Annotated in this window: 23 protein-coding genes and 1 pseudogene; 11 read left to right on the top strand and 13 right to left on the bottom strand. The window is 64.6% G+C overall.

Annotation, left to right across the window (positions count from 1 at the left end):
- Positions 1–404, bottom strand: a pseudogene (glyA, locus tag MB818_RS06765) (serine hydroxymethyltransferase); the annotation flags it as partial.
- A gap of 168 nt (positions 405–572) precedes the next feature.
- Here glyA and MB818_RS06760 point away from each other — a divergent pair.
- Positions 573–1,334, top strand: coding sequence for an NAD kinase (locus MB818_RS06760; RefSeq protein WP_234138819.1), 762 nt, complete (start codon positions 573–575; stop codon positions 1,332–1,334).
- Positions 1,335–1,614: 280 nt separating this feature from the next.
- Here MB818_RS06760 and MB818_RS06755 read toward each other — a convergent pair whose 3' ends face one another.
- From MB818_RS06755 to MB818_RS06725, 7 genes are all read right to left on the bottom strand, one after another.
- Positions 1,615–3,045, bottom strand: a complete 1,431-nt coding sequence (locus MB818_RS06755; RefSeq protein ID WP_238904531.1) for an amidase family protein — start codon at positions 3,043–3,045, stop codon at positions 1,615–1,617.
- Positions 3,046–3,120: 75 nt separating this feature from the next.
- A complete protein-coding gene (locus MB818_RS06750) occupies positions 3,121–3,696 on the bottom strand; it encodes an SCO family protein (protein WP_234138821.1) in 576 nt (191 codons plus the stop codon).
- Complete coding sequence (locus MB818_RS06745) at positions 3,696–4,256, bottom strand: hypothetical protein (protein WP_234165986.1); 561 nt, start codon at positions 4,254–4,256, stop codon at positions 3,696–3,698. Before MB818_RS06745 ends, MB818_RS06750 begins: the two co-directional genes overlap by 1 nt.
- On the bottom strand, positions 4,253–4,708 hold the full coding sequence (locus tag MB818_RS06740; protein ID WP_234144778.1) for a hypothetical protein: 456 nt from the start codon (positions 4,706–4,708) through the stop codon (positions 4,253–4,255). The genes MB818_RS06745 and MB818_RS06740 overlap by 4 nt, the downstream gene beginning before the upstream one ends.
- Positions 4,709–4,876: 168 nt before the next feature.
- The gene (gene prpE / locus MB818_RS06735; protein ID WP_238904528.1) at positions 4,877–6,766 is read right to left on the bottom strand and encodes a propionate-CoA ligase PrpE; all 1,890 of its coding nucleotides are present in this window, start codon (positions 6,764–6,766) and stop codon (positions 4,877–4,879) included.
- 224 nt (positions 6,767–6,990) lie between these two features.
- Complete coding sequence (locus MB818_RS06730) at positions 6,991–7,380, bottom strand: GFA family protein (RefSeq protein WP_234217026.1); 390 nt, start codon at positions 7,378–7,380, stop codon at positions 6,991–6,993.
- Positions 7,381–7,417: 37 nt separating this feature from the next.
- Positions 7,418–9,691: an NADP-dependent malic enzyme gene (locus MB818_RS06725; RefSeq protein ID WP_238904525.1), complete on the bottom strand. Its 2,274-nt coding sequence runs from the start codon at positions 9,689–9,691 to the stop codon at positions 7,418–7,420.
- A 144-nt stretch (positions 9,692–9,835) separates the two neighbouring features.
- On the opposite strand from MB818_RS06725, the gene MB818_RS06720 reads away from it, so the two are divergent.
- The 6 genes from MB818_RS06720 (at position 9,836) to upp (ending at position 15,604) form a co-directional block, all read left to right on the top strand.
- Positions 9,836–10,921, top strand: a complete 1,086-nt coding sequence (locus MB818_RS06720) for a cupin domain-containing protein (protein ID WP_234217024.1) — start codon at positions 9,836–9,838, stop codon at positions 10,919–10,921.
- 117 nt (positions 10,922–11,038) lie between these two features.
- Positions 11,039–11,455: a cytidine deaminase gene (locus tag MB818_RS06715; RefSeq protein ID WP_255699963.1), complete on the top strand. Its 417-nt coding sequence runs from the start codon at positions 11,039–11,041 to the stop codon at positions 11,453–11,455.
- 3 nt (positions 11,456–11,458) lie between these two features.
- Positions 11,459–12,769: a thymidine phosphorylase gene (locus MB818_RS06710; RefSeq protein ID WP_238904522.1), complete on the top strand. Its 1,311-nt coding sequence runs from the start codon at positions 11,459–11,461 to the stop codon at positions 12,767–12,769.
- Entirely contained in the window at positions 12,766–13,977 is a 1,212-nt protein-coding gene (locus tag MB818_RS06705) for a phosphopentomutase (RefSeq protein WP_238904520.1), read from the top strand. The genes MB818_RS06710 and MB818_RS06705 overlap by 4 nt, the downstream gene beginning before the upstream one ends.
- Complete coding sequence (locus tag MB818_RS06700) at positions 13,974–14,975, top strand: adenosine deaminase (protein ID WP_238904519.1); 1,002 nt, start codon at positions 13,974–13,976, stop codon at positions 14,973–14,975. The genes MB818_RS06705 and MB818_RS06700 overlap by 4 nt, the downstream gene beginning before the upstream one ends.
- Positions 14,972–15,604 carry a uracil phosphoribosyltransferase gene (upp, locus tag MB818_RS06695; RefSeq protein WP_234138832.1) on the top strand — a complete coding sequence of 211 codons (633 nt, stop codon included), beginning with the start codon at positions 14,972–14,974 and terminating at the stop codon, positions 15,602–15,604. The genes MB818_RS06700 and upp overlap by 4 nt, the downstream gene beginning before the upstream one ends.
- Before the next feature lie 307 nt (positions 15,605–15,911).
- Here upp and MB818_RS06690 read toward each other — a convergent pair whose 3' ends face one another.
- Positions 15,912–16,271, bottom strand: a complete 360-nt coding sequence (locus tag MB818_RS06690; protein ID WP_234138833.1) for a hypothetical protein — start codon at positions 16,269–16,271, stop codon at positions 15,912–15,914.
- Here MB818_RS06690 and MB818_RS06685 point away from each other — a divergent pair.
- Complete coding sequence (locus tag MB818_RS06685; protein WP_234138834.1) at positions 16,270–16,878, top strand: hypothetical protein; 609 nt, start codon at positions 16,270–16,272, stop codon at positions 16,876–16,878. The two genes, MB818_RS06690 and MB818_RS06685, sit on opposite strands and share 2 nt — an antisense overlap.
- A 68-nt stretch (positions 16,879–16,946) precedes the next feature.
- Here the strand turns inward: MB818_RS06685 and MB818_RS06680 are convergent, their stop codons facing one another.
- Positions 16,947–17,960 carry a hypothetical protein gene (locus MB818_RS06680; protein WP_234139051.1) on the bottom strand — a complete coding sequence of 338 codons (1,014 nt, stop codon included), beginning with the start codon at positions 17,958–17,960 and terminating at the stop codon, positions 16,947–16,949.
- 157 nt (positions 17,961–18,117) lie between these two features.
- On the opposite strand from MB818_RS06680, the gene MB818_RS06675 reads away from it, so the two are divergent.
- From MB818_RS06675 to MB818_RS06665, 3 genes are all read left to right on the top strand, one after another.
- On the top strand, positions 18,118–19,026 hold the full coding sequence (locus MB818_RS06675; protein WP_234138835.1) for a DMT family transporter: 909 nt from the start codon (positions 18,118–18,120) through the stop codon (positions 19,024–19,026).
- A 31-nt stretch (positions 19,027–19,057) separates the two neighbouring features.
- Complete coding sequence (locus tag MB818_RS06670; protein WP_234163097.1) at positions 19,058–19,705, top strand: sulfotransferase family 2 domain-containing protein; 648 nt, start codon at positions 19,058–19,060, stop codon at positions 19,703–19,705.
- 228 nt (positions 19,706–19,933) lie between these two features.
- Complete coding sequence (locus tag MB818_RS06665; protein ID WP_238904517.1) at positions 19,934–20,611, top strand: Hint domain-containing protein; 678 nt, start codon at positions 19,934–19,936, stop codon at positions 20,609–20,611.
- Between the two features lie 69 nt (positions 20,612–20,680).
- Here MB818_RS06665 and MB818_RS06660 read toward each other — a convergent pair whose 3' ends face one another.
- From MB818_RS06660 to MB818_RS06650, 3 genes are read right to left on the bottom strand one after another with little or no spacing between them, the layout of a single operon-like run.
- Complete coding sequence (locus MB818_RS06660) at positions 20,681–22,882, bottom strand: 3-hydroxyacyl-CoA dehydrogenase NAD-binding domain-containing protein (RefSeq protein ID WP_238904515.1); 2,202 nt, start codon at positions 22,880–22,882, stop codon at positions 20,681–20,683.
- Entirely contained in the window at positions 22,875–23,363 is a 489-nt protein-coding gene (locus MB818_RS06655) for a cupin domain-containing protein (RefSeq protein WP_234138839.1), read from the bottom strand. The genes MB818_RS06660 and MB818_RS06655 overlap by 8 nt, the downstream gene beginning before the upstream one ends.
- Positions 23,363–24,574 carry an acetyl-CoA C-acetyltransferase gene (locus MB818_RS06650; protein WP_234138840.1) on the bottom strand — a complete coding sequence of 404 codons (1,212 nt, stop codon included), beginning with the start codon at positions 24,572–24,574 and terminating at the stop codon, positions 23,363–23,365. The genes MB818_RS06655 and MB818_RS06650 overlap by 1 nt, the downstream gene beginning before the upstream one ends.
- Between the last annotated feature and the right edge of the window lie 9 nt (positions 24,575–24,583).

The raw sequence follows: 24,583 nt of genomic DNA, 5'->3' as shown, positions 1-24,583 counted from the left end.
GTCAGGTGGCCGCCCGCGTCCAGGCTCATGCCCAGGATGGTGTCGCCCGGCTTGATCAGCGCCTGGAACACGCCCTGATTGGCCTGGCTGCCCGAGTTGGGCTGCACATTGGCAAAGCCGCAGCCAAACAGCTGCTTGGCCCGCTCGATCGCCAGGTTTTCGGCGATGTCGACATATTGGCAGCCGCCGTAATAACGCCGGCCGGGATAGCCTTCGGCGTATTTGTTGGTCATCACCGAGCCCTGCGCCTGCATCACGGCGGCCGAGACGATGTTTTCGGACGCGATCAGCTCGATCTCGTCGCGCTGGCGCCCCAGCTCCGAGGTGATCGCCCCGAACAGCTCGGGATCACGCTCCGAAAGCGCCTCTGTGAAAAATCCGGGGTCCTGGTGGCTCGCGTTCATGACAGCTCCGCATGAGAAGGGTCGATTTCCGCGATTTCCTATCGGAAACCGGGGCAACGCAAAAGGCTGTAAAGCGACGAATTGGCCAACTGCGGCGTCAAGTCTGGCCACTGGGGGAAAGGTGTGCTTGTTTCGGAACCGAATGCGCAGCACCGGAAACCTCGATAGATGCCCAAAAGAATCGCCTTTCTCGCCAGCGACGCGCCGGTGGCCCAGACCGCGCGTGCCGCGTTGATTGGCCGCTACGGCAACGTGGCCCCCCGCGACGCCGAGGTGATCGTCGCACTGGGCGGGGATGGCTACATGCTGCGCACCCTGCACAGCACCCAGCACCTGGATGTACCGGTCTATGGCATGAACCGGGGCACCATCGGCTTTCTGATGAACGAATATGCCGAGACCAACCTGTTGGAAAGGCTAGCCGCGGCCGAGGAGGAGATCATCAATCCGCTGTCGATGACCGCGATGGATCAGGCGGGACAGGTACATCGGGCGCTGGCGATCAACGAGGTCTCGCTGCTCCGCGCGGGACCCCAGGCGGCGCGGCTGAAAATCTCGGTCGATGGGCGCCTGCGACTGGCTGAACTGGTTTGCGACGGTGCGCTGGTGGCAACGCCGGCGGGGTCAACCGCATATAACTACTCGGCGCATGGGCCAATTTTGCCGATCGGGTCGGACGTGTTGGCGCTGACCGCCATCGCGGCATTTCGGCCGCGCCGCTGGCGTGGTGCCTTGTTGCCCAAAACCGCCAAGGTCCGGTTCGATGTGGTGGACGCGGACAAGCGTCCGGTCATGGCCGATGCCGATTCAACCTCGATCCCGGATATCGCTTGGGTCGAGATTCAGTCCGAACCGACAATCAGCCACCGGATCCTGTTCGACCCTGGCCATGGGCTGGAAGAGCGCCTCATTTCCGAACAATTCACCTGAACCTGTGGGTGTTTACGAATATTTCGCAGTTATGTGACCAACTTCACAGGAAAGTGCGCGACACTCTGGCAAGCTCGATCTTGCCGATACTACACGTGAGGCGGAGGTGAGTGGCCACTTCACGTTGCGTGTTGGGACGAGTTCGCGTGGTATGAAGAGGACGTAGGTTCAACGCCTGCTTCCACCCTATCCAACGACCGTCAATTTTGAATGACGAGAGGGCCCCGGGCTGCGGCGAACGCCGCGCCCGGGGTCAATTCGCAAAGATAGCTTCGCCCCTTTACCGCATCCGCGCCCACAAATGCGGCGCCATGCGACCTACGCGCGCCTCGATCGCGGCGGCGGCATCCACCGCCATATCCTCGCGCCAGCGGCGGGCGGTGATCTGCACGTTGATCGGTTGCGGCCCCTTCGGCAGAGCCGCCAAGCGCGACGGCAGACAGGCGGCAGGCAGGCCCATGAAGTTCATCGAATAGGACCAGACCGCGGCGCCCAGAACCTCGTGCACGCCCTCGGCGCCCTCGGTGTCGCGGTCGGGACCAAAGAAGGGCTGCGGCAGGAACGGGCCCAGCACCAGAGGGTACTGCTCCAGGAACAGCGACCATTCGCGGGCGTAATGGCTGCGCTGCGCCATCACCTGCAACAGTTCGGTGCCGTGAAAGGGCGGGAATTCCTGGAAATAAACCTCGAAAATGTCGCGCACGGTCTGCGAGCCATAGGCATCGACATCCGCCTTCATCAGCGCCCAGACCTCGCCCATCAGCGCGCGATAGCCCGCGCGCCCGGCCTCGAACGCGTCGGGGGTCTCGACCTCTTCGACCAGATAACCGGCATCGCGCAACGCGTCGCGGGCGGTGTCCAGCGCCGCCTCGACCTCGGGATGCAGGTCATAGCCATAGGTCGCCTTGGTAAAGGCCACGCGGATCGGCCCTTCGGCCGGGGCACCGCGCCAGGGCAGGGGCACGTGGAACGGGTCGCGCGGATCGGGGGCGATCAGGCTGGGCATGGCCAGGTGCAGATCGGCGGCCGAGCGGGTGATCAGCCCTTGCACCGACATGGATTGCGCCAGCATGCCACGCTCGGCCTTCTGGCTGGGGTTCCAGGCGGGCACCCGGCCCAGACCGGGTTTCACGGTGACGGCGCCATTTGCCGCTGCCGGAAAGCGTAGCGAGCCGCCGATATCGTTGCCATGGGCCAGCGCGCCGATCCCCGCCATCACCGCTGATCCGGCCCCGCCCGAAGAGCCGCCGGGCGAGATATGCCGTCCCCAGGGGTTATGGGTCCGGCCATAAAGCGGGTTGTCGGTATCGGCACGGAACGAGAATTCGGGCGTATTGGTGCGCCCGATCACCACCGCGCCCGCGTTCTGAAGATTGCGGACTACCGGTGCGTCACCGGGGGCAATCATGTCCTTGAGCGCGGTGACGCCATTGGTGGTGGCGTATCCGGTCTGATCCACATTGACCTTGATGGTGACCGGGACCCCGTGCAGCGGCCCGCAGGCTGCGCCCGCCGCGCGGGCCTTGTCCAGTTCCGCCGCGCGGGCCATCGCCGCCTCGGTACAGCTGTCGACCACGGCGTTCAGGCCGGGGTTCACCGTCTGCATCCGCTCGATGGCGGCGGCGACCGCCTGTTGGGCGCTCAGCGCGCCGCTTGTGGTTTGTTCCGCGATCTGGGTCGCGTCCAATTGCCAAAGCGCTGTTTCTGTCATGTCCGGGGCCTCCTGCTGTCAGGTTAGGCGGCCCATCGGCCAAACGCCACGCCCGGAACCAAAGGTGACGCTAGGTCACGATCCCTCGCTGCCGAGGTATTTGCGCGCCAGTTCCACCACCCGGTCCGAGCTGAGGATGGGCGGGAACAGGCTCAGCACCTCGCCCTTGGCATCCAGCAGATAGACAAAGGCGCCGTGGGTATAGACGGGCCCGTATTCGGGATCGACATAGGCCAATTCGCGCTCGACCGAATAGGCGTCATAGGCGGCCTGCAACTCGGCCTCGGACCCGGTCAGGCCGATGAAGTCCGGGTGATACCGCGCCAGGGGCGCGTTCATCTCGCCGGGGCGGTCGCGTTCGGGGTCGACGGTAATCATCACCGGCGTGACGGGGATGCCGGCATCGGCCAGCCGGTCCACCGCGTCGGCCATCATCGGCATCGCCGCCGAGCAGATGCCGGGGCAGGTGGCATAGCCAAAGAACAGAAGCTGCCCATGCCCCTGTGGATCGGCCTGGCTTCGCCTTGCGCCGTTCTGGTCGGTCAGCTCGAACGGACCGCCCACGTCAAAGGGCAGCGGTGCGTTGCCCGCCTGCGCGGGAGCCGCCAGAACGGCCCCCATCAGCAGGGTGGCCCCAAGCAGGCCGCGCATCAGAACCACTCCTTGATAAAGGCCTCGTCGGTTTCCAGACCCAGACCCAGATAGCCCTTGTCCTCGATATGGTCGAGAATGCGGGGATCGCGGCGGAACCAGGGGCCCTTGCCGGTGGCCTCGGGGTTCTCTTCCTCCCAGACCTTGGTAAAGCGGTTGGCCTTTTCCCATTCGCCGCCGGGCAGGCGGATCATTTGCACCTGATAGACATGTTTGGCGCCCAGATCCGGGTCATCGATCAACAGCCCGTCCACCTCGACCGTCTGGCCGCAATAAGGGGCCAGATCGGCGGCGGCGCCCGAGAAGACCGGTTGCCCGTTCTTGAGCGGCAGGACCATCACGTTATCGGCGCTGCGCAACAGGCCCAGCTGCCGCTTGCCCGCGCCGCAATCGGCAGGACAGTCACCGGTCAGCTCACACAGCAGATCGACCACCTTGGCCTCGAAAAAGGCGGGCTGTTCGGCATAGAGGTTCCAGGGCTTGGCGGTCGATCCGGCCGAGAAATCCTGGGCGAGGGCGGGGCTGGCCAAGAGGGCCAATGCAAGCGAGAGGCGCTTCATTCCTTGGGCTCCGGAATGGCGAAGCCGGGCACGGGGCCATAGTCTTCGTGATTGAGGTTGGTGATATCGAGATCGCTGATCACCTGATCGACGATCAGGTAGTTGATGCCGTCGCGCTGGTAATGCATCCCGTCCGCCTCGACCGTGTGCGACGCCAGGCGAAGTGCGGTATCGCCCCCGGCCAGCTGGTCGTCCTGTTCGATCTTGAGCACCATGTAGATGGTGCCGTCCTCGGCCTGCAAGCCGACCGGGATGCCGCCCGCCGAGCACCACAGGGCGCAGGTATGGTGGGCCGAGCCGACCACCGCCTCGGGTCCGCCCATGACACCGGAATAATAACACCAGGTGTCGATCAGTTCTCCGGTGACCTGGATGCGGTGCCCTTCGCTTGCCAGGGCGGGCAAGGCGGGCAGGGCGGCGGAACAGGCCAGTGCGGTCAGGAATGCACGCATGGGTAACCTCGTCAGTTGCAGCGATTGCGGTCAGGGTAGAAACCCACCCAGAGTCTGGCAATCACCGGGGCGATGACGGGCGATCACAAGCTGTTGGGCAGATGCGATGCGGGCATGAAAAAAGGCGCCACCCGGGGGCGGCGCCTGTTCTTGCGGTCGCGCTAGGGGTTACTTGGCGTAGCCCAGCGATTGCAGTGCGACCTTGATCTCGTCCAGAATGGCCGGGTCGTCGATGGTGGCGGGCATCTTGTACTCCTTGCCATCGGCGATCGAGACCATGGTGCCGCGCAGGATCTTGCCCGAGCGGGTCTTGGGCAGGCGGTCGACCACGACGGCCAGTTTAAAGGCCGCGACGGGTCCGATCTTGTCGCGCACCAGCTTGACCACCTCTTTCACCACATCTGCGTGGTCGCGGTCACAGCCGTTGTTGAGGCAGAGGAAGCCCAGCGGCATCTGGCCCTTGAGATCGTCGCTGACGCCGATCACCGCGCATTCGGCCACGTCCTCGTGGCTGGCCAGCACTTCCTCCATGCCGCCGGTGGACAGGCGGTGGCCCGCGACGTTGATCACGTCATCGGTGCGCGCCATGATATAGAGGTATCCGTCCTCGTCGATCATGCCCGCATCGCCGGTTTCGTAATAGCCGGGGAAATGCTCCAGATAGGATTTCCTGAACCGCGCCTCGGCATTCCACAGGCCCGGCAAGGTGCCCGGTGGCAGCGGCAGTTTCACCGCGATGGCGCCCAGCTCGCCGGGTTTCATCTGGTGGCCGCCTTCGTCCAGAATCTGCACGTCATAGCCGGGCATCGCCTTGGCAGGAGAGCCCAGCTTGACCGGCAATTCCTCGATCCCCAGCGGGTTCCCGGCAATGGCCCAGCCGGTTTCGGTCTGCCACCAGTGGTCGATCACCGGCACACCCAGCGCCTTTTGCGCCCAGACGATGGTGTCCGGATCGGCCCGTTCGCCCGCCAGGTACAGCGCCTTGAGGCAGCTCAGGTCGTATTTCGCCAGCATCTCGCCCTTGGGATCCTCGCGCTTGACGGCGCGGATCGCGGTGGGGGCGGTGAAGAAGCTCTTGACCTTGTGCTCGGAAATCACCCGCCAGAAGGTGCCCGCATCGGGGGTGCCCACGGGCTTGCCCTCGAACACGATGGTGGTGTTGCCGTGGATCAGCGGGCCATAGCAGATATAGCTGTGGCCCACGACCCAGCCCACATCGGATGCCGCCCAGAACACATCGCCCGGATCGACGTTATAGATATTCTTCATCGTCCAGTTCAGCGCCACAAGGTGGCCAGCGGTCGGGCGCAGCACGCCCTTGGGCGCGCCGGTGGTGCCCGAAGTATAGAGAATATAGGCCGGATGGTTGCCCTCGACCGGCACGCATTCGGCCGGTTCGACACCATACTGGAACCCGTGCCAGTTGTAGTCGCGCCCCTCGACCAGTTGGGCCACTTCCTGCTCGCGCTGGAAGATCACACAGAAATCGGGCTTGTGTTTCGCCATGTCGATGGCGCCGTCGAGAAGGGGCTTGTAATGCACCACGCGGCCCGGCTCCAACCCGCAGGATGCGGCGATGATCGCCTTGGGTTGGGCATCGTCGATGCGTACGGCCAGTTCGTTGGCGGCAAACCCGCCGAAGACCACCGAATGCACGGCGCCCAGACGGGCACAGGCCAGCATCGCCTCCAGCGCCTCGGGGATCATTGGCATGTAGATGATGACGCGGTCGCCCTTTTCCACACCCTTGGCGCGCAGGGCACCGGCCAGCATGGCCACGCGGTTGCGCAGTTCGACATAGGAGATCTGGCGCTTGGTATGGGTGATCGGGCTGTCATAGATGATCGCGATCTGCTCGCCCCGGCCCGCCTCGACATGGCGGTCGACCGCGTTCCAGCAGGTGTTGACCTTGGCATCGGTGAACCATTCATAGAGCGGCGCGTTGCTGTCATCGAGCGCACGGCTGGGCGCCTCGACCCAGTCGATGCTCTTGGCGGCCTCCATCCAGAAGGCTTCGGGATCGCTCTTCCAGCTCTCGTAAACGTTCTGATATGCCATGGCGTCCTCCTCACGTTCGGCTGGCTGGTGTGTTAGGCATAGCGGCGCCACCGGGCAAGCCGGACAAAGAACGTCGCGTCACATTATCGCAAGAAATTTGCAGAGATTGCCTGATCAAGTCTGCAAATTTTTGCAAAGCCGCTTTTCTCGTCTGGCTTACCGGAAAATTTGAGCCTCTTTGCAAAGTTGCAAATGATTGATCTGCAAAGGTGCCGGAATCGCTCTTAGTCGGTCGTGCGGTCGAAGCGACGCAGATCGTCCTGCAAGTTCAGCCAGGGAAGTCGCGCGGCATGAAAGACGTGAAACCGGGGTGGGAGCACCGACGGGTCCTCCAGCGTTGCGGTATAAAGATGGATGTTCACGCGATCATCGGCGTTGCGATAAGCCATCTGGGTGCCGCAGGTGCCGCAGAACAGCCTCTCGACCCGATTTGATGAACGATAGATGCGCGGGGTATCGCCGCTCCACACAACGCTCTGATGCGGGAGCCCGAAAAACGCAGTGACCGGCGCGGCGCAATTGCGGCGGCAATCGGCACAGTGGCAATAACAGCTCCACGCGACGTAACCGTCGCTCTGCCAGCGCACCGCGCCGCAATGGCAATGTCCCTTCATTGCGGTTCTCCCTGTTGGCGGCAAGACGCCACCGGGATCAACCGTAGTGAGCGACCGGGGTTCCGGCAATGGCCGCCATGTTCAAAAGCCCGCGCGCGGAGATCGAGGGGGTCACGATATGCGCCTTGTTGCCCATGCCCATCAGGATCGGCCCAACCTCGATACCGCCCGCTTTCATCTTGAGCACGTTGCGCACGCCGCTGGCCGCATCCGCATGGGCAAAGATCAACACGTTGGCGGCGCCATGCAGTCGTGAATTGGGAAAGATGCGCTGGCGCAGTTCAGGGTCCAGCGCGCTGTCGAGGTTCATCTCGCCCTCATAGACAAAGTCACGCGGTTGGCTGTCCAATATCTCGATCGCCTGCCGCAACCGCAGACCCGAGCCTTCGGCCTGGTTGCCGAATTGCGATTGCGAGCAAAAGGCGATTTGCGGTTCGATGCCGAAGCGGCGCACATGACGCGCAGCACCCAGCGTGATCTCGGCCAACTCCTCGGGGCTGGGGCGGCTGCGCACATGGGTATCGGCAATGAACAGCGGCCCGTCTTCCAGGATCATCAGCGACAGCGCGCCATGCGGGCGCAGGTCGTGGGTGCCCAGTACCTGCTGCACATAGTTCAGGTGCCAGCGATATTCGCCGAAGGTACCGCATATCAGGCTGTCGGCCTCGCCCCGATGCACCATGATGGCGCCGATGGCGGTGGTGTTGGTGCGCATGATCGCCTTGGCCAGATCCGGGGTGACGCCGCGCCGCTGCATCAGTTGGTGATAAGAGGTCCAGTAATCGTAATAGCGCGGGTCGTTTTCCGGGTTCACGATCTGGAAATCCTGGCCAGGGCGCACCGACAGGCCCAGCTTTTCACAACGCGCCTCGATCACCTCGGGACGGCCGATCAGGATCGGGGTCTCGGTGGTCTCTTCCAGAATGGCCTGTGCCGCGCGCAGCACGCGTTCATCCTCGCCCTCGGCAAAGACCAGCCGCCGCGCTGCCTTGGCCGCCGCCTCGAACACCGGGCGCATCAGCAGGGCGGATTTGAACACGCTCTGGTTCAGCTTCTGCCGATAGGCTTCCAGATCGGCGATCGGGCGGCGCGCGACGCCGCTCTCCATCGCGGCGCGCGCCACGGCAGAGGAGACGACCCCGACCAGGCGTGGGTCAAAGGGTTTGGGGATCAGGTATTCGGCCCCGAATGTCAGCTGCTCACCCTGATAGGCCGCCGCCGCCTCGGCGCTGGTGGTGATGCGGGCGAGTTCCGCGATCCCCTCGACACAGGCGATCTGCATGGCGTCGTTGATCTCGGTCGCGCCCACATCCAGCGCGCCGCGAAAGATGAAGGGAAAGCAAAGGACGTTGTTGACCTGGTTCGGAAAGTCGCTGCGGCCGGTTGCGATGATCGCGTCCGGTGCCACCGCGCGCGCCGCGTCGGGCAGGATCTCGGGCGTGGGGTTGGCCAGCGCAAAGATGATCGGACGTTTCGCCATGCGCGCCACCATCTCGGGCTTCAGCACGTTGGGCCCGCTGAGGCCCAGGAACAGATCGGCCCCCTCGATCACATCGTCCAGCGTGCGCAGATCGGTAGCCTGGGCAAAACACGCCTTTTGCGGGTTCATGTCTTCGGTGCGGCCCTCATAGACCAGCCCGTGAATGTCACACAGCCAGATGTTCTCGCGCTTCACGCCCAGTTTCACCAGCATGTTCAGGCAGGCGATCCCGGCCGCGCCACCGCCGGTCGAGACGATCTTGATATCCCCGAACGCCTTGCCCGCCACATGCAGCGCATTGCGCGCAGCGGCACCTACCACAATGGCGGTGCCGTGCTGGTCGTCGTGAAAGACGGGGATGTTCATCCGCTCGCGGCACAGCTTCTCGACGATGAAACAGTCGGGCGCCTTGATGTCTTCCAGGTTGATGGCTCCGAAAGTCGGCTCGAGCGCACAGACGATATCGGCCAGTTTCTCCGGGTCGCTCTCGTTCACCTCAAGGTCGAAACAGTCGATGCCCGCGAATTTCTTGAACAGAACCGCCTTGCCTTCCATCACCGGTTTGCTGGCCAGCGCGCCGATATTGCCGAGCCCGAGCACCGCGGTGCCGTTGGACACCACCGCCACCAGGTTGCCGCGCGCGGTATAGGTCTCGGCATGGGCGGCGTTATCCTTGATCTCCAGACAGGCCTCGGCCACGCCGGGCGAATAGGCGCGGGCCAGATCGCGGCCGTTGGCCATGGGTTTGGTGGCCCGGATCTCCAGCTTTCCGGGCTTGGGAAAGGCGTGGTAATCAAGCGCCGCCTGGCGCTGGCTGGGCTGGTCGGACATCTCGGAAAATCCTCCTCGGGGAACTAGTTTAGCATTAAACTAAATTTGACGTGGCGGAAACCGGGATTTTTGCGCAACAAGGTCGCAGCCCCGCTTGCCAAAGCGGAGCACGACCGCCACTCTCGCCCCGCGAGGGAGGGACCGATGACCGACACCATAGCCGAGATGCGCCTGCCGACGCAGGAGTTGCGCGACGACATCCCCTTTTATACCAGGGTTCTGGGCATGCGGATGGACATGATCTATCCCGCCGATGACCCGCGCATCGCGGTGTTCTCGGGCCACGGCCTGCGCCTGCGCATCGAAAAAGGCGCGCCCGAAGCGCCCGGCACCCTGCGCATCCTCACCGATGACCCGGACGGATTCGCCGATGGCCAGCGCCGCCTGACCGCGCCCAATGGCACGCGGATCGAGATTGAAGAGCGCCACCCGCCATTGGTGATGCCGCAGACCGAACACACATTCGTGGTGCGCCGGCTCAAGGATCAGGCGCCCTGGATCATCGGGCGGGCCGGCATGCATTACCGCGATCTGGTGCCCTCGCGCCTGGGCGGCTCGATCATCGCCAGCCATATCCGCATCCCCGACGGCGGGCCGGTGCCTGACATGGTGCATTTCCACCGGGTCGGCTTTCAGCTCATCTTCTGCATTCATGGCTGGGTCGATGTGGTCTACGAGGATCAGGGCGACAAGATGCGCCTGACCGCCGGGGATTGCTTCATCCAGCCGCCCGAGATTCGCCACCGCGTGCTCGAGGCCAGCGACAACGTGCAGGTGATCGAGATTGGCGTGCCGGCCGAGCATGTCACCGAGATCGACCACGAGATGACCCTGCCCACACCGCACCTGCGCCCCGACCGCGAGTGGCAGGGCCAGCGCTTTGTCTATAACCGCGCCGAGGGCGCCGAATGGTCCCCCTTCCGCCTGCCGGGCTATATCTGCCGTGACACCACCATCGCCGCCAACACCAAGGGCGTGGCCGGAGTGCAGGTGGTGCGCCGGGGGCAGGGTGTGCCGCAATGGGCGGCCCATGACACCGATATCCTCTTCACTTTCGTGATGAACGGCACCGTGACGCTCGAGGGCGAGGGGCGCGATCCGTACCCGCTGGAACAGGGCGACGCCTTCGTGATCCCGCCGGGCATGCGCACCCGCCTGTCCGACCCTTCCGACGATATCGAATTGCTCGAGGTCACCTTGCCCGGAACCTTCACCACCACACTGGGCTAAAGCTCCTTCATTCTGCCCAAAATACTCCGGGGGAGTCCGCAGGACGGGGGCAGCGCCCCCTTGCCCGGTGGTTCCTCTCGCGCGCGGGTGCGGGATAGGCTATGCATTTCCGACCAGATGATCAAAAACCGGGGAATCGCTATGAGCCTCAAATCCGCCGCCCTGACCGTTCGTGAAAACGCCCATGCGCCTTATTCCCGGTTCAAGGTGGGCGCGGCGATTAGGGCCGCCTCGGGCGCGGTCTATGCCGGTTGCAACGTGGAAAACATCGCCTATCCCGAAGGCACCTGCGCCGAAGCGGGCGCCATCGCTGCAATGGTTGCCGCGGGCGAAAGCCGCCTGACCGAGGTCTATGTGGTCGCCGATAGCCCGGCGCCGGTGCCGCCCTGCGGTGGCTGCCGACAGAAACTGGCTGAATTCGGGGATCCGGATGTTGTCGTGACCATGGCCAATCTCGATGGGATCGAAACCGCGATGACCATCGGTCAGCTCCTGCCCGGCGCCTTCGGCGCGGCCCATATGGACAAAAGCTGAACCATGGATGCACGTGCCATCATTGCCCGGCTCAGACGGCACGAGGTGCCCAGTGCGCCTGAGCTGGCCTGGTTTGCCCAGGGCCTTGCCGACGGTTCAGTCAGCGATGCCCAGGCTGGCGCCTTTGCCATGGGTGTTTGCATGGGGCGGCTTGGCCCCGAGGGGCGCGCGGCGCTGACGCTGGCCATGCGCGATACCGGCGATGTGCTGCAATGGGATTTCGACGGGCCGGTGATCGACAAGCATTCCACCGGTGGGGTGGGCGATTGCGTCAGCCTGGTGCTGGCGCCCGCGCTCGCTGAATGCGGCGCCTATGTGCCGATGATCTCGGGCCGGGGGCTGGGCCATACCGGCGGCACGCTCGACAAGATGGAGGCGATCCCCGGCGTCACCACCCAGCTTGGGCCTGACCGGCTGGCGCAGGTGGTGCGCGACACCGGGGCCGCAATTGTCGGCGCCACCGCCCGCATCGCGCCCGCCGACAAGCGGCTCTATGCCATCCGCGATGTGACCGCCACGGTCGAAAGCCTCGATCTGATCACCGCCTCGATCCTGTCCAAGAAACTGGCCGCCAGCCCCGATGCGTTGGTACTGGACGTGAAACTGGGCAGCGGCGCCTTCATGAAATCGCCGGACGAGGCGCGCGCGCTGGCCCTTGCCCTGACCGAGACCGCCAATGCCGCTGGCTGCCGGACCTCGGCCCTGATCACCGATATGAGCCAGCCGCTGGCGCCCAGCCTCGGCAATGCGCTCGAGGTGGGCGAGGTGATGCGGGTGCTGACCTCTGGTCACGCTGATGACCCGCTGGCACAACTCTCGGCCGAGCTGGGCGGCGTGCTGCTCTCTGATGCGGGGCTGGCACCGGATGCGGTCAGCGGGGCCGCGCGCATTGCTGCCATCATCTCAGACGGTCGCGCGGCCGACCGCTTTGGTCGCATGATCGCGGCTGTCGGCGGGCCGGTGCAATTTGTCGAGAACTGGCAGCGGTTCCTGCCCGAGGCAACCGTGATCCGCGAGGTTCCCGCCCGCGCGTCAGGCTATGTCACCGCCATCGACGGCGAGGCGCTGGGCCTTGCCGTGGTGGCGCTGGGCGGCGGGCGGCAGGTCGAGACCGATGTTGTTGACCCGGCGGTTGGCCTGTCACGGGTGATCCGGCTGGGCACAGCGGTTAACCCAAGCACCCCGCTCGCCACCATCCACGCCGCAAGGCAAGAGGCGGCAGAGGCCGCCGAGGCCACCCTGCGCGCGGCGATCACCATCGGGCCAGAGCCGGTGGCCGCGCCACCGCTTATCCATGAAAGGATCACGCCATGACCCGTGCCTTTCTGGTGGTGATGGATTCGGTCGGCATCGGCGGTGCGCCGGATGCCGATACTTTCTTTAACGGCGACCGCCCCGATACCGGCGCCAACACGCTGGCCCATATCGCCCAGGCCTGCGCGCGTGGCGCGGCGGAGGAGGGGCGCAGCGGCCCGCTGCATCTGCCCCATCTCAACCGGCTGGGCCTGGGCGCGGCGACCCGGCTCGCCTCGGGTGCGGCGACGCCGGGGCTGGCGGCGGACCCTTCTGGCCTCTGGGGCTGCGCGCGCGAACACAGCCGGGGCAAGGACACGCCGTCGGGCCATTGGGAGCTGGCGGGCCTGCCGGTGCCGTGGGACTGGCACTATTTCCCCGACACCATTCCCGCCTTCCCGAATGATCTGGTGCAGGCGGTGGCCGAGGCTGCTGGCAGCGACGGTATCCTTGGCAATTGCCACGCTTCGGGCACGGTGATCATCGACCGCCACGGGGCCGAGCATATGCGGACGGGCCAGCCCATCTGCTATACCTCGGCTGACAGCGTGTTCCAGATCGCCGCGCATGAGGAAACCTTTGGCCTCGACCGGCTCTTGGCGCTGTGCAAGGCCGTCGCGCCGCGCCTGCATGCGATGAAGGTGGGGCGGGTGATCGCGCGGCCCTTTGTCGGCACGCCCGAGACCGGGTTCACCCGCACCACCAACCGCAAGGATTTTGCCATCACCCCGCCCGCGCCGGTGCTGACCAACTGGGCGCAGGATGTGGGGCGCCGGGTGCACGGCGTTGGCAAGATCGGCGATATCTTCTCGATGCAGGGGATCGATGATGTGGTCAAAGGGTCGGATGCCGAGCTGATGACCCATCTTGCCCGGCTGGTCGCCACCGCCGAAGAGGGCAGCCTGACCTTTGCCAATTTTGTCGAGTTCGACAGCCTTTATGGTCACCGCCGCGACATCAGCGGATATGCACGGGCGCTGGAGTGGTTCGACCGTGAGATCGGGCAAATCCTGCAAAGCCTGCGGCCCGGCGACCTGATGGTTCTGACCGCCGATCATGGCAACGATCCCAGTTGGCCTGGCACCGATCACACCCGCGAACAGGTGCCGGTTCTGGTGGCCGGGCGTGGCGCCGGGCAAATCGGACAGGTGAATTTCGCCGATATCGCCGCCTCGGTGGCGGCGCATCTGGCTATTCCGGCGCAGGGGCCGGGGAGGAGCTTCCTGTGAGCGAAGGACAGCCCCCGGTCGCCGACCTGCCCAAGGTCGAATTGCACCTGCATCACGAAGGCGCGGCACCCCCCGCCCTGATCCGGCAGCTGGCGCATGAGAAAAAGATCGACCTGCGCGGCATCTTCAAGCCCGACGGGTCCTATGATTTCCGCGGTTTCACCCATTTCCTCAGCATCTACGAAGCCGCTTCCTCGGTGCTGACCGGCCCCGAGGAGTTCCGCCGCCTGACCTGGGCCATCCTGGAACAAAGCGCCGAGAACGGGGTGCTCTATTCCGAGACCTTCCTTAGCCCCGATTTCTGCGGTGGCGGCGATGTCGCCGCCTGGCGCGACTATCTGGCCGCCATCCGCGATGCTGCGGACGCGGCCGAGGCGAAACTGGGCATCACCCTGCGTGGTGTCGTCACCTGTGTGCGCCATTTCGGCCCCGATCAGGCCAAGCGCGCCGCCCGCTGCGCTGCCGAGACGGCGGGCGACTGGATCGTGGGGTTCGGCATGGGCGGCAACGAGGGTGTGGGCAAACAGGGCGATTATGCCTGGTCTTTTGACTGCGCGCGCGAGGCGGGGCTGAGACTCACCACCCATGCGGGCGAGTTTGGCGGGCCGGACAGCGTGCGCGACGCGGTGCGCGTGCTGGGGGTCGAACGCATCGGCCATGGCGTGCGCGCCATCGAGAACCCCGATCTGGTGCATGAACTGGCCGACCGGGGCGTCACGCTCGAGGTCTGTCCCGGCTCGAACGTGGTGCTGGGCCTTTACCCCTCGTTTGCGGCCCATCCCATCGCGCGTTTGCGCGACGCGGGTGTCCGCGTCACCATATCCACCGACGATCCGCCGTTTTTCCATACCACGATGCGGCGCGAATATGAGATGCTGGCCAAGGCCTTTGGCTGGGGGACAGAGGATTTCGCCCACCTGAACGCCACGGCGCTTAGCGCGGCATTCTGCGATGAAGACACCCGGAGCCGGGTCGCAAAGAGACTGGAGACATCATGAACGAACATCTGACCGTCGTCGACCACCCGCTGGTGCAGCACAAACTGACCCTGATGCGGGACAAGGGCACCTCGACCGCATCATTCCGCCAGCTTCTGCGCGAGATCACCCAGCTTTTGGCCTATGAGGTCACGCGTGAGATGCCGCTGACCACCCGCACCATCGAGACCCCGCTGGAAGAGATGGAGGCGCCTATACTCGCGGGCAAGAAGCTGGCGCTGGTGTCGATCCTGCGGGCGGGCAACGGCATGCTCGACGGGGTGCTGGAACTGGTCCCTTCGGCGCGGGTCGGCTTTGTCGGCCTTTATCGCGACGAGGAAACGCTGCAACCGGTGCAGTATTATTTCAAGGTGCCCGAAGGGTTGCAGGATCGGCTGGTGATCGCGGTCGATCCTATGCTGGCCACAGGCAATAGTTCCGCCGCAGCCATCGACCTGCTGAAACAGGCTGGCGCCACCGATATCCGCTTCCTCTGCCTGCTGGCCGCGCCCGAAGGCGTGGCGCGGATGAAAGAGGCGCACCCGGATGTGCCGATCGTCACCGCTTCGCTCGACCGGGCGCTGAACTCCAAGGGCTATATCATGCCGGGCCTGGGCGATGCCGGTGACCGCATGTTCGGCACGAAATAGGGGCAGATTGCGGCAACTGTCGCTTTACTAACTATGGGATTTCCTGCATCCTGCGTCCACATCTTGTGGGGGCAGGTATGCGAGTTACAAGAATTGTTGCGCTTTCGGTGATCGGGCTCAGTATCGGATTCAGTACGCTGAACGCTCAGACGTTGCGCAACGCGACACCACCGGCCGAGTTTCCGCCCACTTCCTACCAGGGCAAGCAATACGTTGACAGCCGTGGGTGCATCTATATCCGCGCTGGCATAGACGGTAATGTGACCTGGGTGCCACGCGTCTCTCGCGAGCGCAAGCAAGTCTGTGGCTACAAGCCTACCGCAGTGGCCGGGGCGACCAAGGCCGCGCCGCAACAAGCAGCGCCGAAGGTGATCACCCTCGACCAGCCTGCAGCGAAACCCACGACCAGGACAACCGCCACCGCGACGCCGAAACCGCAGGTGCGCACGGCGGCTAGCCCAGCACCCCGAACAGCTCCGGCGACAACCGTCCGCACAACGCCTGCAACGACGGTTAGCACCGCGACCACACCCCGGACGCCGACAATCCGGGCCGCCACCGCGCGCCCTGTCGCGGTACCGACTACCCGGACCACCACCGCGCGCCCGACTCCGGTCGCCGTGCCCGTGGCACCGGCCGCAGCGCCTGCGCAGGTAAAGCCACGCATGGTTGCGCCAGCTGCGGCGACGGGGGGCTGTTCCAACGCTTCGACACTGAGCCAGCGCTATATCAATCAGACCGGAGTGCGCTGCGGACCACAGGCAGAGCCTCCGATCACCTATGGCACCCGCAAGAACTCGTCGCTGAAAGTAGGCGACACCGGAGTTCGCGTTTCGCTCAACACCCGCGTCGTGCCACAACATATCTACGACAAACGTCAGAACACCACCAATGTGCAGATTCCGGCCGGCTATCGGCCAGTCTGGACCGACGATCGGCTCAACCCGCATAGGGCCGAACGCACCCTGCGCCCGGCGATCCAGTATAGCAGTTTCAACACCCCCACAGGGTTCCGAGCTGTTCATCGCGAGGATGGCCGGTTGAACCCGCTGCGCGGTATGCGTACTGCCGAAGGGGACGCACAGATGGAACAGCTTTGGACTCGCGAACTGCCGCGTACCCTGCTGCCGGTCGAGACCAATCCCAGAACGATCACCGTGGTGCATGGCGAACGGGCATATACAAATGGTGCCAAGCCACCTCTGCATTTGCGATTGTCAACGCGCAGCGCCCCGGCCGGTACGGCGGGTAAGGTGACGCGAAGCAGCCGCTGATTATGTTTTTTTAGCGAAAAGGGCCGCCAACCTGGCGGCCCTTTTCGTTTGTGACCGGAGCGGGTGTCTTAGCCGCCGCAGATATCCTGCAACCGAACCCAGTCGCGATCGGCCAGAACCGGTTCCAGCGTGCGTCCCGTCATCGGGTCGGCCTCGATCAGGCCCAGCACGGTTTCGCCGGTGATGTCGCGCGCATAGGCATAAGGTGACGACGGGATCGCTGCCTGGCTGAACACTCCCAGCAGCGTTTCATCGGGAAGATCGGGGCGTGGTTCGGCCAGCACGCGCTCGGCATAGCTGTCAAGAATGCCAGGTGTCAGTGAACCGGTCGTCAACAGCCGGAACGACGCGACAGGGCCAGCGCGATAAAGCAGGTCATCGAGCGGATCCTGGGCCTGAGCCCGGGCGCGCTCTGCCAGGATGTAACCCGCGGCGATGGAACTGTCCTCGTGATCACCGATCAGCGCGTGGTTCAGAACTACGATACCGCCAGGTAAGAACAAGCTGTCCGCGCGCCCTCCGGGCACCACGACCAGCCGCCGCACACCAGTGCGTTGGGCAAGCCGGGACAGGATCGCGTCGGTCTCCTCGCCGGTACAAGCCTGCCCGGTGACCCGCTCTACGCGGACCAGAACTGCGCGGCCGATCTCTTGCCGCTTGATCTCGGGAACCACCGCTACCACATGCCGCCTCAAGGCGCCGGGCAGCCAAAGGGCCAGTCCCGCCAGCACAACCGTCATCACCAGCGCCACAGTAATCCAGCGGATGCGACCGGGACGGGCCCGCCGGCTGTCTATGGCCCGTTGCAGGCGGTCTATTGCGGTGATCATCGTGGTCTCGCCTTCGGCCAGTTCCAGCGTTTCGCCCGGATCACCGTCGGGGGAATAGAGCGCCGGGAATGCGCCGGGGTTTTGTCGTTCCAATGCCGCCAGCGACCAGTGGGTCAGGGCCCGATCATTGAAATCAGAGATCGTCAGCGTCGCTTCGCCGATCGAGACCAGAACCTCACGCCTCTGAGCTTCTGGCGCAGGGCGCCAGAGGCCGGTTGCCTCGATCCGTTCGTATTGCTTGAGCGCTGTCATGCCTGGTACGGGATGCTCGTTCTCGTTTTTCATCAGACTACACTGTTGCCGAGCCAGCGGCAAATGGGTAGCGCGGTGTCTGAGGTCGCAGGAAAAACCTGTCTCCGGTGTCGCTTTGGGACAAGACCAGTTCGCAAGCCCCGACTATTCCGTCGGGATGCAGGCAGAAAATCCTTCGGCGCCCCTGGCGGCGGCACTCTACATGATCGCGGCGATGAGCATCATCGGCGTGATCGACAATTTCGTGATCCGGCTGGCCGAGAGCATCGGGCTGTGGCAGTTCCATTTCACCCGCGCGGTGATGATGCTGCCCCTGGTGGCGCTGATGTCTCTGATGGGTCTGGGTGGATTGCTGCCGCGCCGCAAGGGCTGGGTCCTGTTGCGCAGCCTGTTGTTGACGGTGGCGATGCTGTTCTATTTCAGTGCTTTGGCCTTCATGCCGATCGCGCAGGCGCTGGCGGGGTTGTTCACCTCGCCGATCTTCGTGCTGCTGATCACCGCCTTTGGATTGCGCCAGCGGATCGGACCCTGGCGCATCCTGGCGGTTCTGATGGGCTTTGCCGGTATCCTGTTCGTGTTGCAACCCGATCCGAGCGCCTTCGATGCGACGGTGCTGATCCCGGTTGCGGGAGGGTTCTTCTATGCGTTGGGTGCGGTGGTCACCCGCAACCACTGCGCGGGCGAGAGCACGGCGGCGCTGCTGGCGGCGATGGTGACGGCGTTGGGCCTGACCGGTCTGGCGGGATTGATCTGGCTGGCGTTCTTTCCTGCGGCGCCGGTGCCTGGGCCGGACGGGTTCGTCGCGCGCGGCTGGGTCTGGCCGATGACCGAGGCGATGCCTTGGGTTGCGCTTCAGGCAGTGGGATCGGCCACCGCCGTCTTCATGTTGATCCGGGCCTATCAACTGGGCGAGCCCTCTTATGTCTCTGTCTTCGAATTTTCGGTGATGATCTTTGGTCCGCTCTTTGCCTGGGTAGTGCTGGGCGTGGGGTTGGGGCCCTGGCAAATGCTGGGCATCGGGCTGATCGTGCTGGCGGGCGCGATCATCGCGCTCAGATCGGGTTGAGGGCCGCTGTCCGCGTCGCTACCGTGACGGCATGATCATTTCACCGGGTCGCGGCTATATCTTCGTGCACATCCCCAAGACGGGCGGCACCTCGCTGGCGCTGGCGCTGGAGGCGCGGGCGATGAAGGATGACATCCTGATCGGCGACACGCCCAAGGCGATCCGCCGGCGCGGTCGTCTGAAGGGGGTTCGGGCGCGCGGTCGCTTGTGGAAACATTCGACCCTGGCCGATATCGACGGGCTGATCGCGCCTGAGGCGCTGGCCGACCTCTTTGCCTTCACCCTTGTGCGCAATCCCTGGGACCGGGCTGTCAGCTATTATCACTGGCTGCGGGTGCAGGGCTTTGACCATCCGGCGGTACATCTGGCCCGGCGGGTGGAGTTCGAGGGTTTTGTCACCGCTCCGCAGACGCTGGCGGCCTTTCGTGCGGCCCCGGCCCCCAGCTATATGCGCCGCGCCGACGGGGTGGAACACTGCGCCGCCTATATCCGGCTGGAGCATCTGGAGACCGATCTGGCACCGCTGACCGCGCATCTGGGCTTTGCGCTGGACATGCCACGCGCGAACCGGTCCGAGCGCGCCGCCGATTATCGCACGTACTACTCGGACCGCGCCGCCGAGGCCTTGGGCGAGGCCTGTGCAAGCGATATCGCTCGGTTTGGTTACCGCTTCGACTAGGGGGCTGTTGCGCGCTCGGCGTCAATCCGCCAGACCGCGCGGCATTGTCCGAAATAGCCCGGCCAATGCCACAATTTCTCCCTTGTCGCGGCCCGTTTCCGGCCCTCGAATCGAGTGTCCTGTCCTCACAACTTGGTTAATCCGGCAAGCCAGGCTCTTGCTGCTGCCACATGAGGGACGGCGCGTATGTTCGGATGGAAACAAAAAGGAGCGGGGGAGAGTCCCGTCATGGAAGACGCTATGGCGATGCTCGACGTACCGCTGATCACAGGGCAATCGGGGTTCCTGGCGGGAACCTCGATCGCCTCCAATCTTGGCTGGCAACCCGTGGAAACGCTCAAGGTGGGCGACCAGGTACTGACCTTTGACCATGCCATGCAGACGGTTGCCGATATCCAAAGGGAGACGGTGACGTTGCCGACCGATCGGCCAACCGCGTTGCACCCGGTTCGGGTGCCAAAAGGGGCGTGCCACAACCGACAAGATTTGTGGCTGATGCCCGATCAGGGCCTGCTGGTGGAATGCGAGGCGGTGCTGGATACGCTGGGCGATCCCTATGCGGTGGTGCCCGCCCGCCTGCTGCGTGGCTATCGCGGTATCGCGGCGGGTCGGCCCAGCGACCGGATAGAGCTGATCACGCTGGCCTTTCGCCAGGACGAAGTGGTCTATGTCGAGGGCGGGTTACTTGTCCATTGCCCGGCACCCCGGCAACTGCTGGACAGCGCTGATATTTCGCACAAAGCGCTATACGAACGGCTTGGTGGCGCGGCGGCGCGGTTCCTGGTCAACTGCCTGATCGACGATGATGACGATCGCGCGCTGGGCTGCGAACCTGCTGATCTACCCAACCTGCCGATGCGTCCGCCACGCCCTGGCCGCCCGGTGGCGCCGAACCCGTTCGGCTGATCAGACCCCCCCTTATGACAAACCGGCGCCTCCGTGAGAGGGCGCCGGTACTCTTTTTCAGGCCGCGTTTCAGGCCGCCGATTTCGCCTCGGGGTCGAAACGTCCATAGAAGCTCTGGCCCTTGTCGGCCATTTCGCGGAGCAGCGGCGGGCAGGCGAAGCGCTCGCCGTATTTCGCCGCCAGCTGGTCGCAGCGGTCCGCCGCATAGGGCGTGCCGATGATGTCGATCCAGCTGAGCGGGCCGCCCGACCAGGGGGCAAAGCCCCAGGCCAGGATGGCGCCCACGTCGCCTTCGCGGATGTCTTCCAGCACGCCTTCCTCCAGCGCGCGGACCGCTTCCAGCACCTGGGCGAACATCAGCCGTTCCTGAACCTCGATCAGGTCGGGCTGTTCCTCGGCCAGCGGGTACTTATCCTGGAGGCCTTTCCAGTAGCCGGTGCGCTTGCCCTTGTCGTCATAGTCGAAGAAGCCCGCATTGGCCTTGCGGCCCATCCGGCCCAGCTCTTCCATCCAGAAGATCAGGTCGTCGGCCGGGCTTTCGGGATAGGCATTGCCCATCGCCGCCTTGGTCGCGCGCGCGATCTTGGCGCCGAGATCAATCGAGGTCTCGTCGGTCAGCTGGATCGGACCCACCGGGAAGCCCAGCTGCCGCGCCGCATTGTCGATCAGCACCGGCGACACGCCTTCGGTGATCATCCGCGCGCCTTCGTTGACATACGGGATGATGCAGCGGTTGCAGTAGAAGAAGCGCGCATCGTTGACCACGATCGGTGTTTTGCGGATCTGGCGCACGTAATCCAGCGCCTTGGCCACCGCGCGCGGGCCGGTTTCCTTGCCCTTGATGATCTCGACCAGCAGCATCTTTTCGACCGGCGAGAAGAAGTGGATGCCGATGAACTGCTCGGGCCGCACGCTTGCCTTGGCCAGACCGGTGATCGGCAGGGTCGAGGTGTTTGAGGCAAAGATGCAGTCCTCGGGGATGATCGCCTCGACCTTCTTGGTCATCTCGGCCTTCACGCCCGGATCCTCGAACACCGCCTCGATGATCAGGTCACAGCCCTTGAGCGCGTCCAGATCCGGGGTGGCGGTGATCAGGCCCAGCATCGCCTCTTTCTTTTCGGCGGTAACCTTGCCGCGCTTCATCCCCTTGTCGAGATAGGCTTCGGTATAGGCCTTGCCCTTGTCGGCGGCTGCCTGGTCACGGTCGATCAGCACGACCTCCATGCCCGCCTGCGCGCTGACCAGCGCGATGCCCGCGCCCATCATGCCCGCGCCCAGCACGCCCAGTTTCTTGACCCGCTGGTCGGGGATGTCCTTGGGCCGCACGGCGCCTTTTTCCAGCGCCTGCTTGTTGATGAAGAGGCTGCGGATCATGGCCGAGGACGAAGGGTTCATCAGCACATGGGTGAACCAGCGTGCCTCGATGCGCAGCGCGGTGTCGAAATCGACCAGCGCGCCCTCGTAGATCGCGCTCAAGAGTGCCTTGGGGGCGGGGAAGGCACCTTGGGTCTTGCCGTTGACCATGGCCGAGGCGCCGACAAAGGTCATGAAGCCCGCCGGGTGATAGGGGGCGCCGCCGGGCATCTTGTATCCCTTGGCGTCCCAGGGTTTGACCAGGTCGGCATCCTTGGCGTTCAGCACCCATTCCTTGGCCGCGGCGACCGGATCATCCGCCAGGGCATCGACCATCTGCGCGCCCTTGGCCTTGGCCGGGTCCATCATCTTGCCTTCCAAGAGGACCGGGGCGGCGGCCATGGCGCCGACCATGCGGGAATAGCGGATGGTGCCGCCACCGCCGGGGAAGATGCCCAGCAGGATCTCGGGCAGGCCGATCTTGGCCTTGGGATTGCTGGTCATCACCCGGTGATGGCAGGCCAGCGCGATCTCGGTGCCGATCCCGGCGCAGGTGCCGTTGATGGCGCAGGCCACCGGCTTGCCGCCCTTCTTGGTCTTGGGATCCATGCCTGCCAGTTCCAGCTTGCGCAGGATGCGGTGGCCGCCCATGACAAAGTCGAACAGGCCCTGAGCCGGGTTGTCGCCCGCTTCCTCGCGGATCACCGCCAGCGTGTTCAGGTCCATGCCACCGGCAAAATCCGACTTGCCGCTGGTGATGACGATGCCCTTGACCTCGTCATCGGCCAGCGCCTGATCGACCAGGCTGTCAACCAGTTCAAAGGCCTCGCGGGTCATCACGTTCATCGACTTGCCCTGAGCATCCCAGGTGATGAAGGCGACGCCGTCGGCGTCCTTGGTCAGCGTAAAATCACTCATTGTCGTCTCCGATCTGGTCAGCCGTCAGCGGGCTGCCATCCTTGCGGGTGAAAGCGAAGCCCGAGGCATCCTGTTTCACCATCATGTCCATATCGCTGTAATAAGCAGTCTCGGTCGGGGTCCGCGTGCCCACCACCAGGAAGGTGGCGGGCGCATCGGTGCGATTGACGAACTGGTGCCCGTTCGGGTCGCCAGCGGGAAAGGTGGCGCAGTCGCCCGGAACCATCGGATGCTCGCCCTGGTCGTCGATCAGAACCAGCGCACCCTCGGTCACCATGACGAACTCGTCCTGCTCCATGTGGTAATGGCGCAGCGACGACATCGCTCCGGGTTCCAGCCGCACGAGGTTGACACCGAACTGGCTCAGCCCGCCGGCATCGCCCAGGCGCAGGCTGGATCGGCCATCCATGGCCGCGTTCAGCCGACCCGGATAGACCGAGCCGATACGCCGTTCGATACTGTCGAGGTCCAGTTTCGGCATCACACGCGCTCGATGATCGTGGCCGCGCCCATGCCGGACGCGATGCAGAGCGTTGCAAGACCGGTTTCCAGGTCACGACGCTCCAGCTCGTCCAGCAGGGTGCCGATGATGATCGCGCCGGTCGCGCCCAGCGGGTGACCCATGGCAATCGAGCCGCCGTTGACGTTGACCAGCGCCGGGTCGACATCGAACGCCTGCTGGAAGCGCAGGACGACCGACGCAAAGGCTTCGTTCACCTCGAACAGGTCGAGATCGCCGATCTTCATGCCGTTGTCCGCCAGGATCTTCTCGGTCACCGGCACCGGGCCGGTCAGCATGATGGTCGGATCGGTGCCGATCTTGGCGGTGGCCTTGATGCGCGCGCGCGGCTTCAGCCCGTATTTCTCGCCGAATTCCTTGTTGCCGATCAGCACGCCGGCGGCGCCATCCACGATGCCCGAGGAGTTGCCCGCATGGTGGATATGGTTGATCCGCTCCAGATGTGGATATTTCAGCATCGCGATCTTGTCGAAGCCGGGCATCTGCTCGCCCATCATCTGGAAGGCGGGGTTGAGGCCGCCCAGCGACTGCATGTCGGTGCCCGGACGCATGTATTCGTCATGATCCAGGATGGTCAGCCCGTTCTGGTCGCGTACCGGGATCACCGATTTGGCAAAGCGGCCCTCGTCCCAGGCCTCCTTGGCGCGACGCTGGCTTTCCATCGCCAGCGCGTCGGCCTGGTCGCGGGTAAAGCCGTATTCGGTGGCGATGATGTCGGCCGAGATGCCCTGCGGCACGAAATAGGTCTCCATCGCGATGCTGGGATCGACGGCGATGGCGGCGCCGTCGCTGCCCATGGCCACGCGGCCCATCATCTCGACCCCGCCGGCGATATAGGCATCGCCCGCGCCGCCCTTGACCTGGTTGGCAGCCAGGTTCACCGCCTCCATGCCGCTGGCACAGAACCGGTTGATGGCAAGGCCCGGGATCGACTGGTCGAGATCCGAGGCCAGCACCGCGGTCCGCGCCAGGCAGCCGCCCTGTTCCATCACCTGGGTGACGTTACCCCAGATCACGTCCTCGACCGCGTGGCCTTCGAGATTGTTGCGCTCTTTCAGCGCGTTCAGCGTCAGCGCGCTGAGGCGCACCGAGGTCACCTCGTGCAGGCTGCCGTCCTTGCGGCCCTTGCCACGCGGGGTGCGCACGGCGTCATAGATATAAGCTTCGGTCATCTTGGTCTC

This window comes from Ruegeria alba (assembly GCF_022321465.1).
GTDB classification, from domain to species: domain Bacteria; phylum Pseudomonadota; class Alphaproteobacteria; order Rhodobacterales; family Rhodobacteraceae; genus Ruegeria_B; species Ruegeria_B alba.
This window is presented reverse-complemented; position numbering and strand designations above follow the sequence as displayed.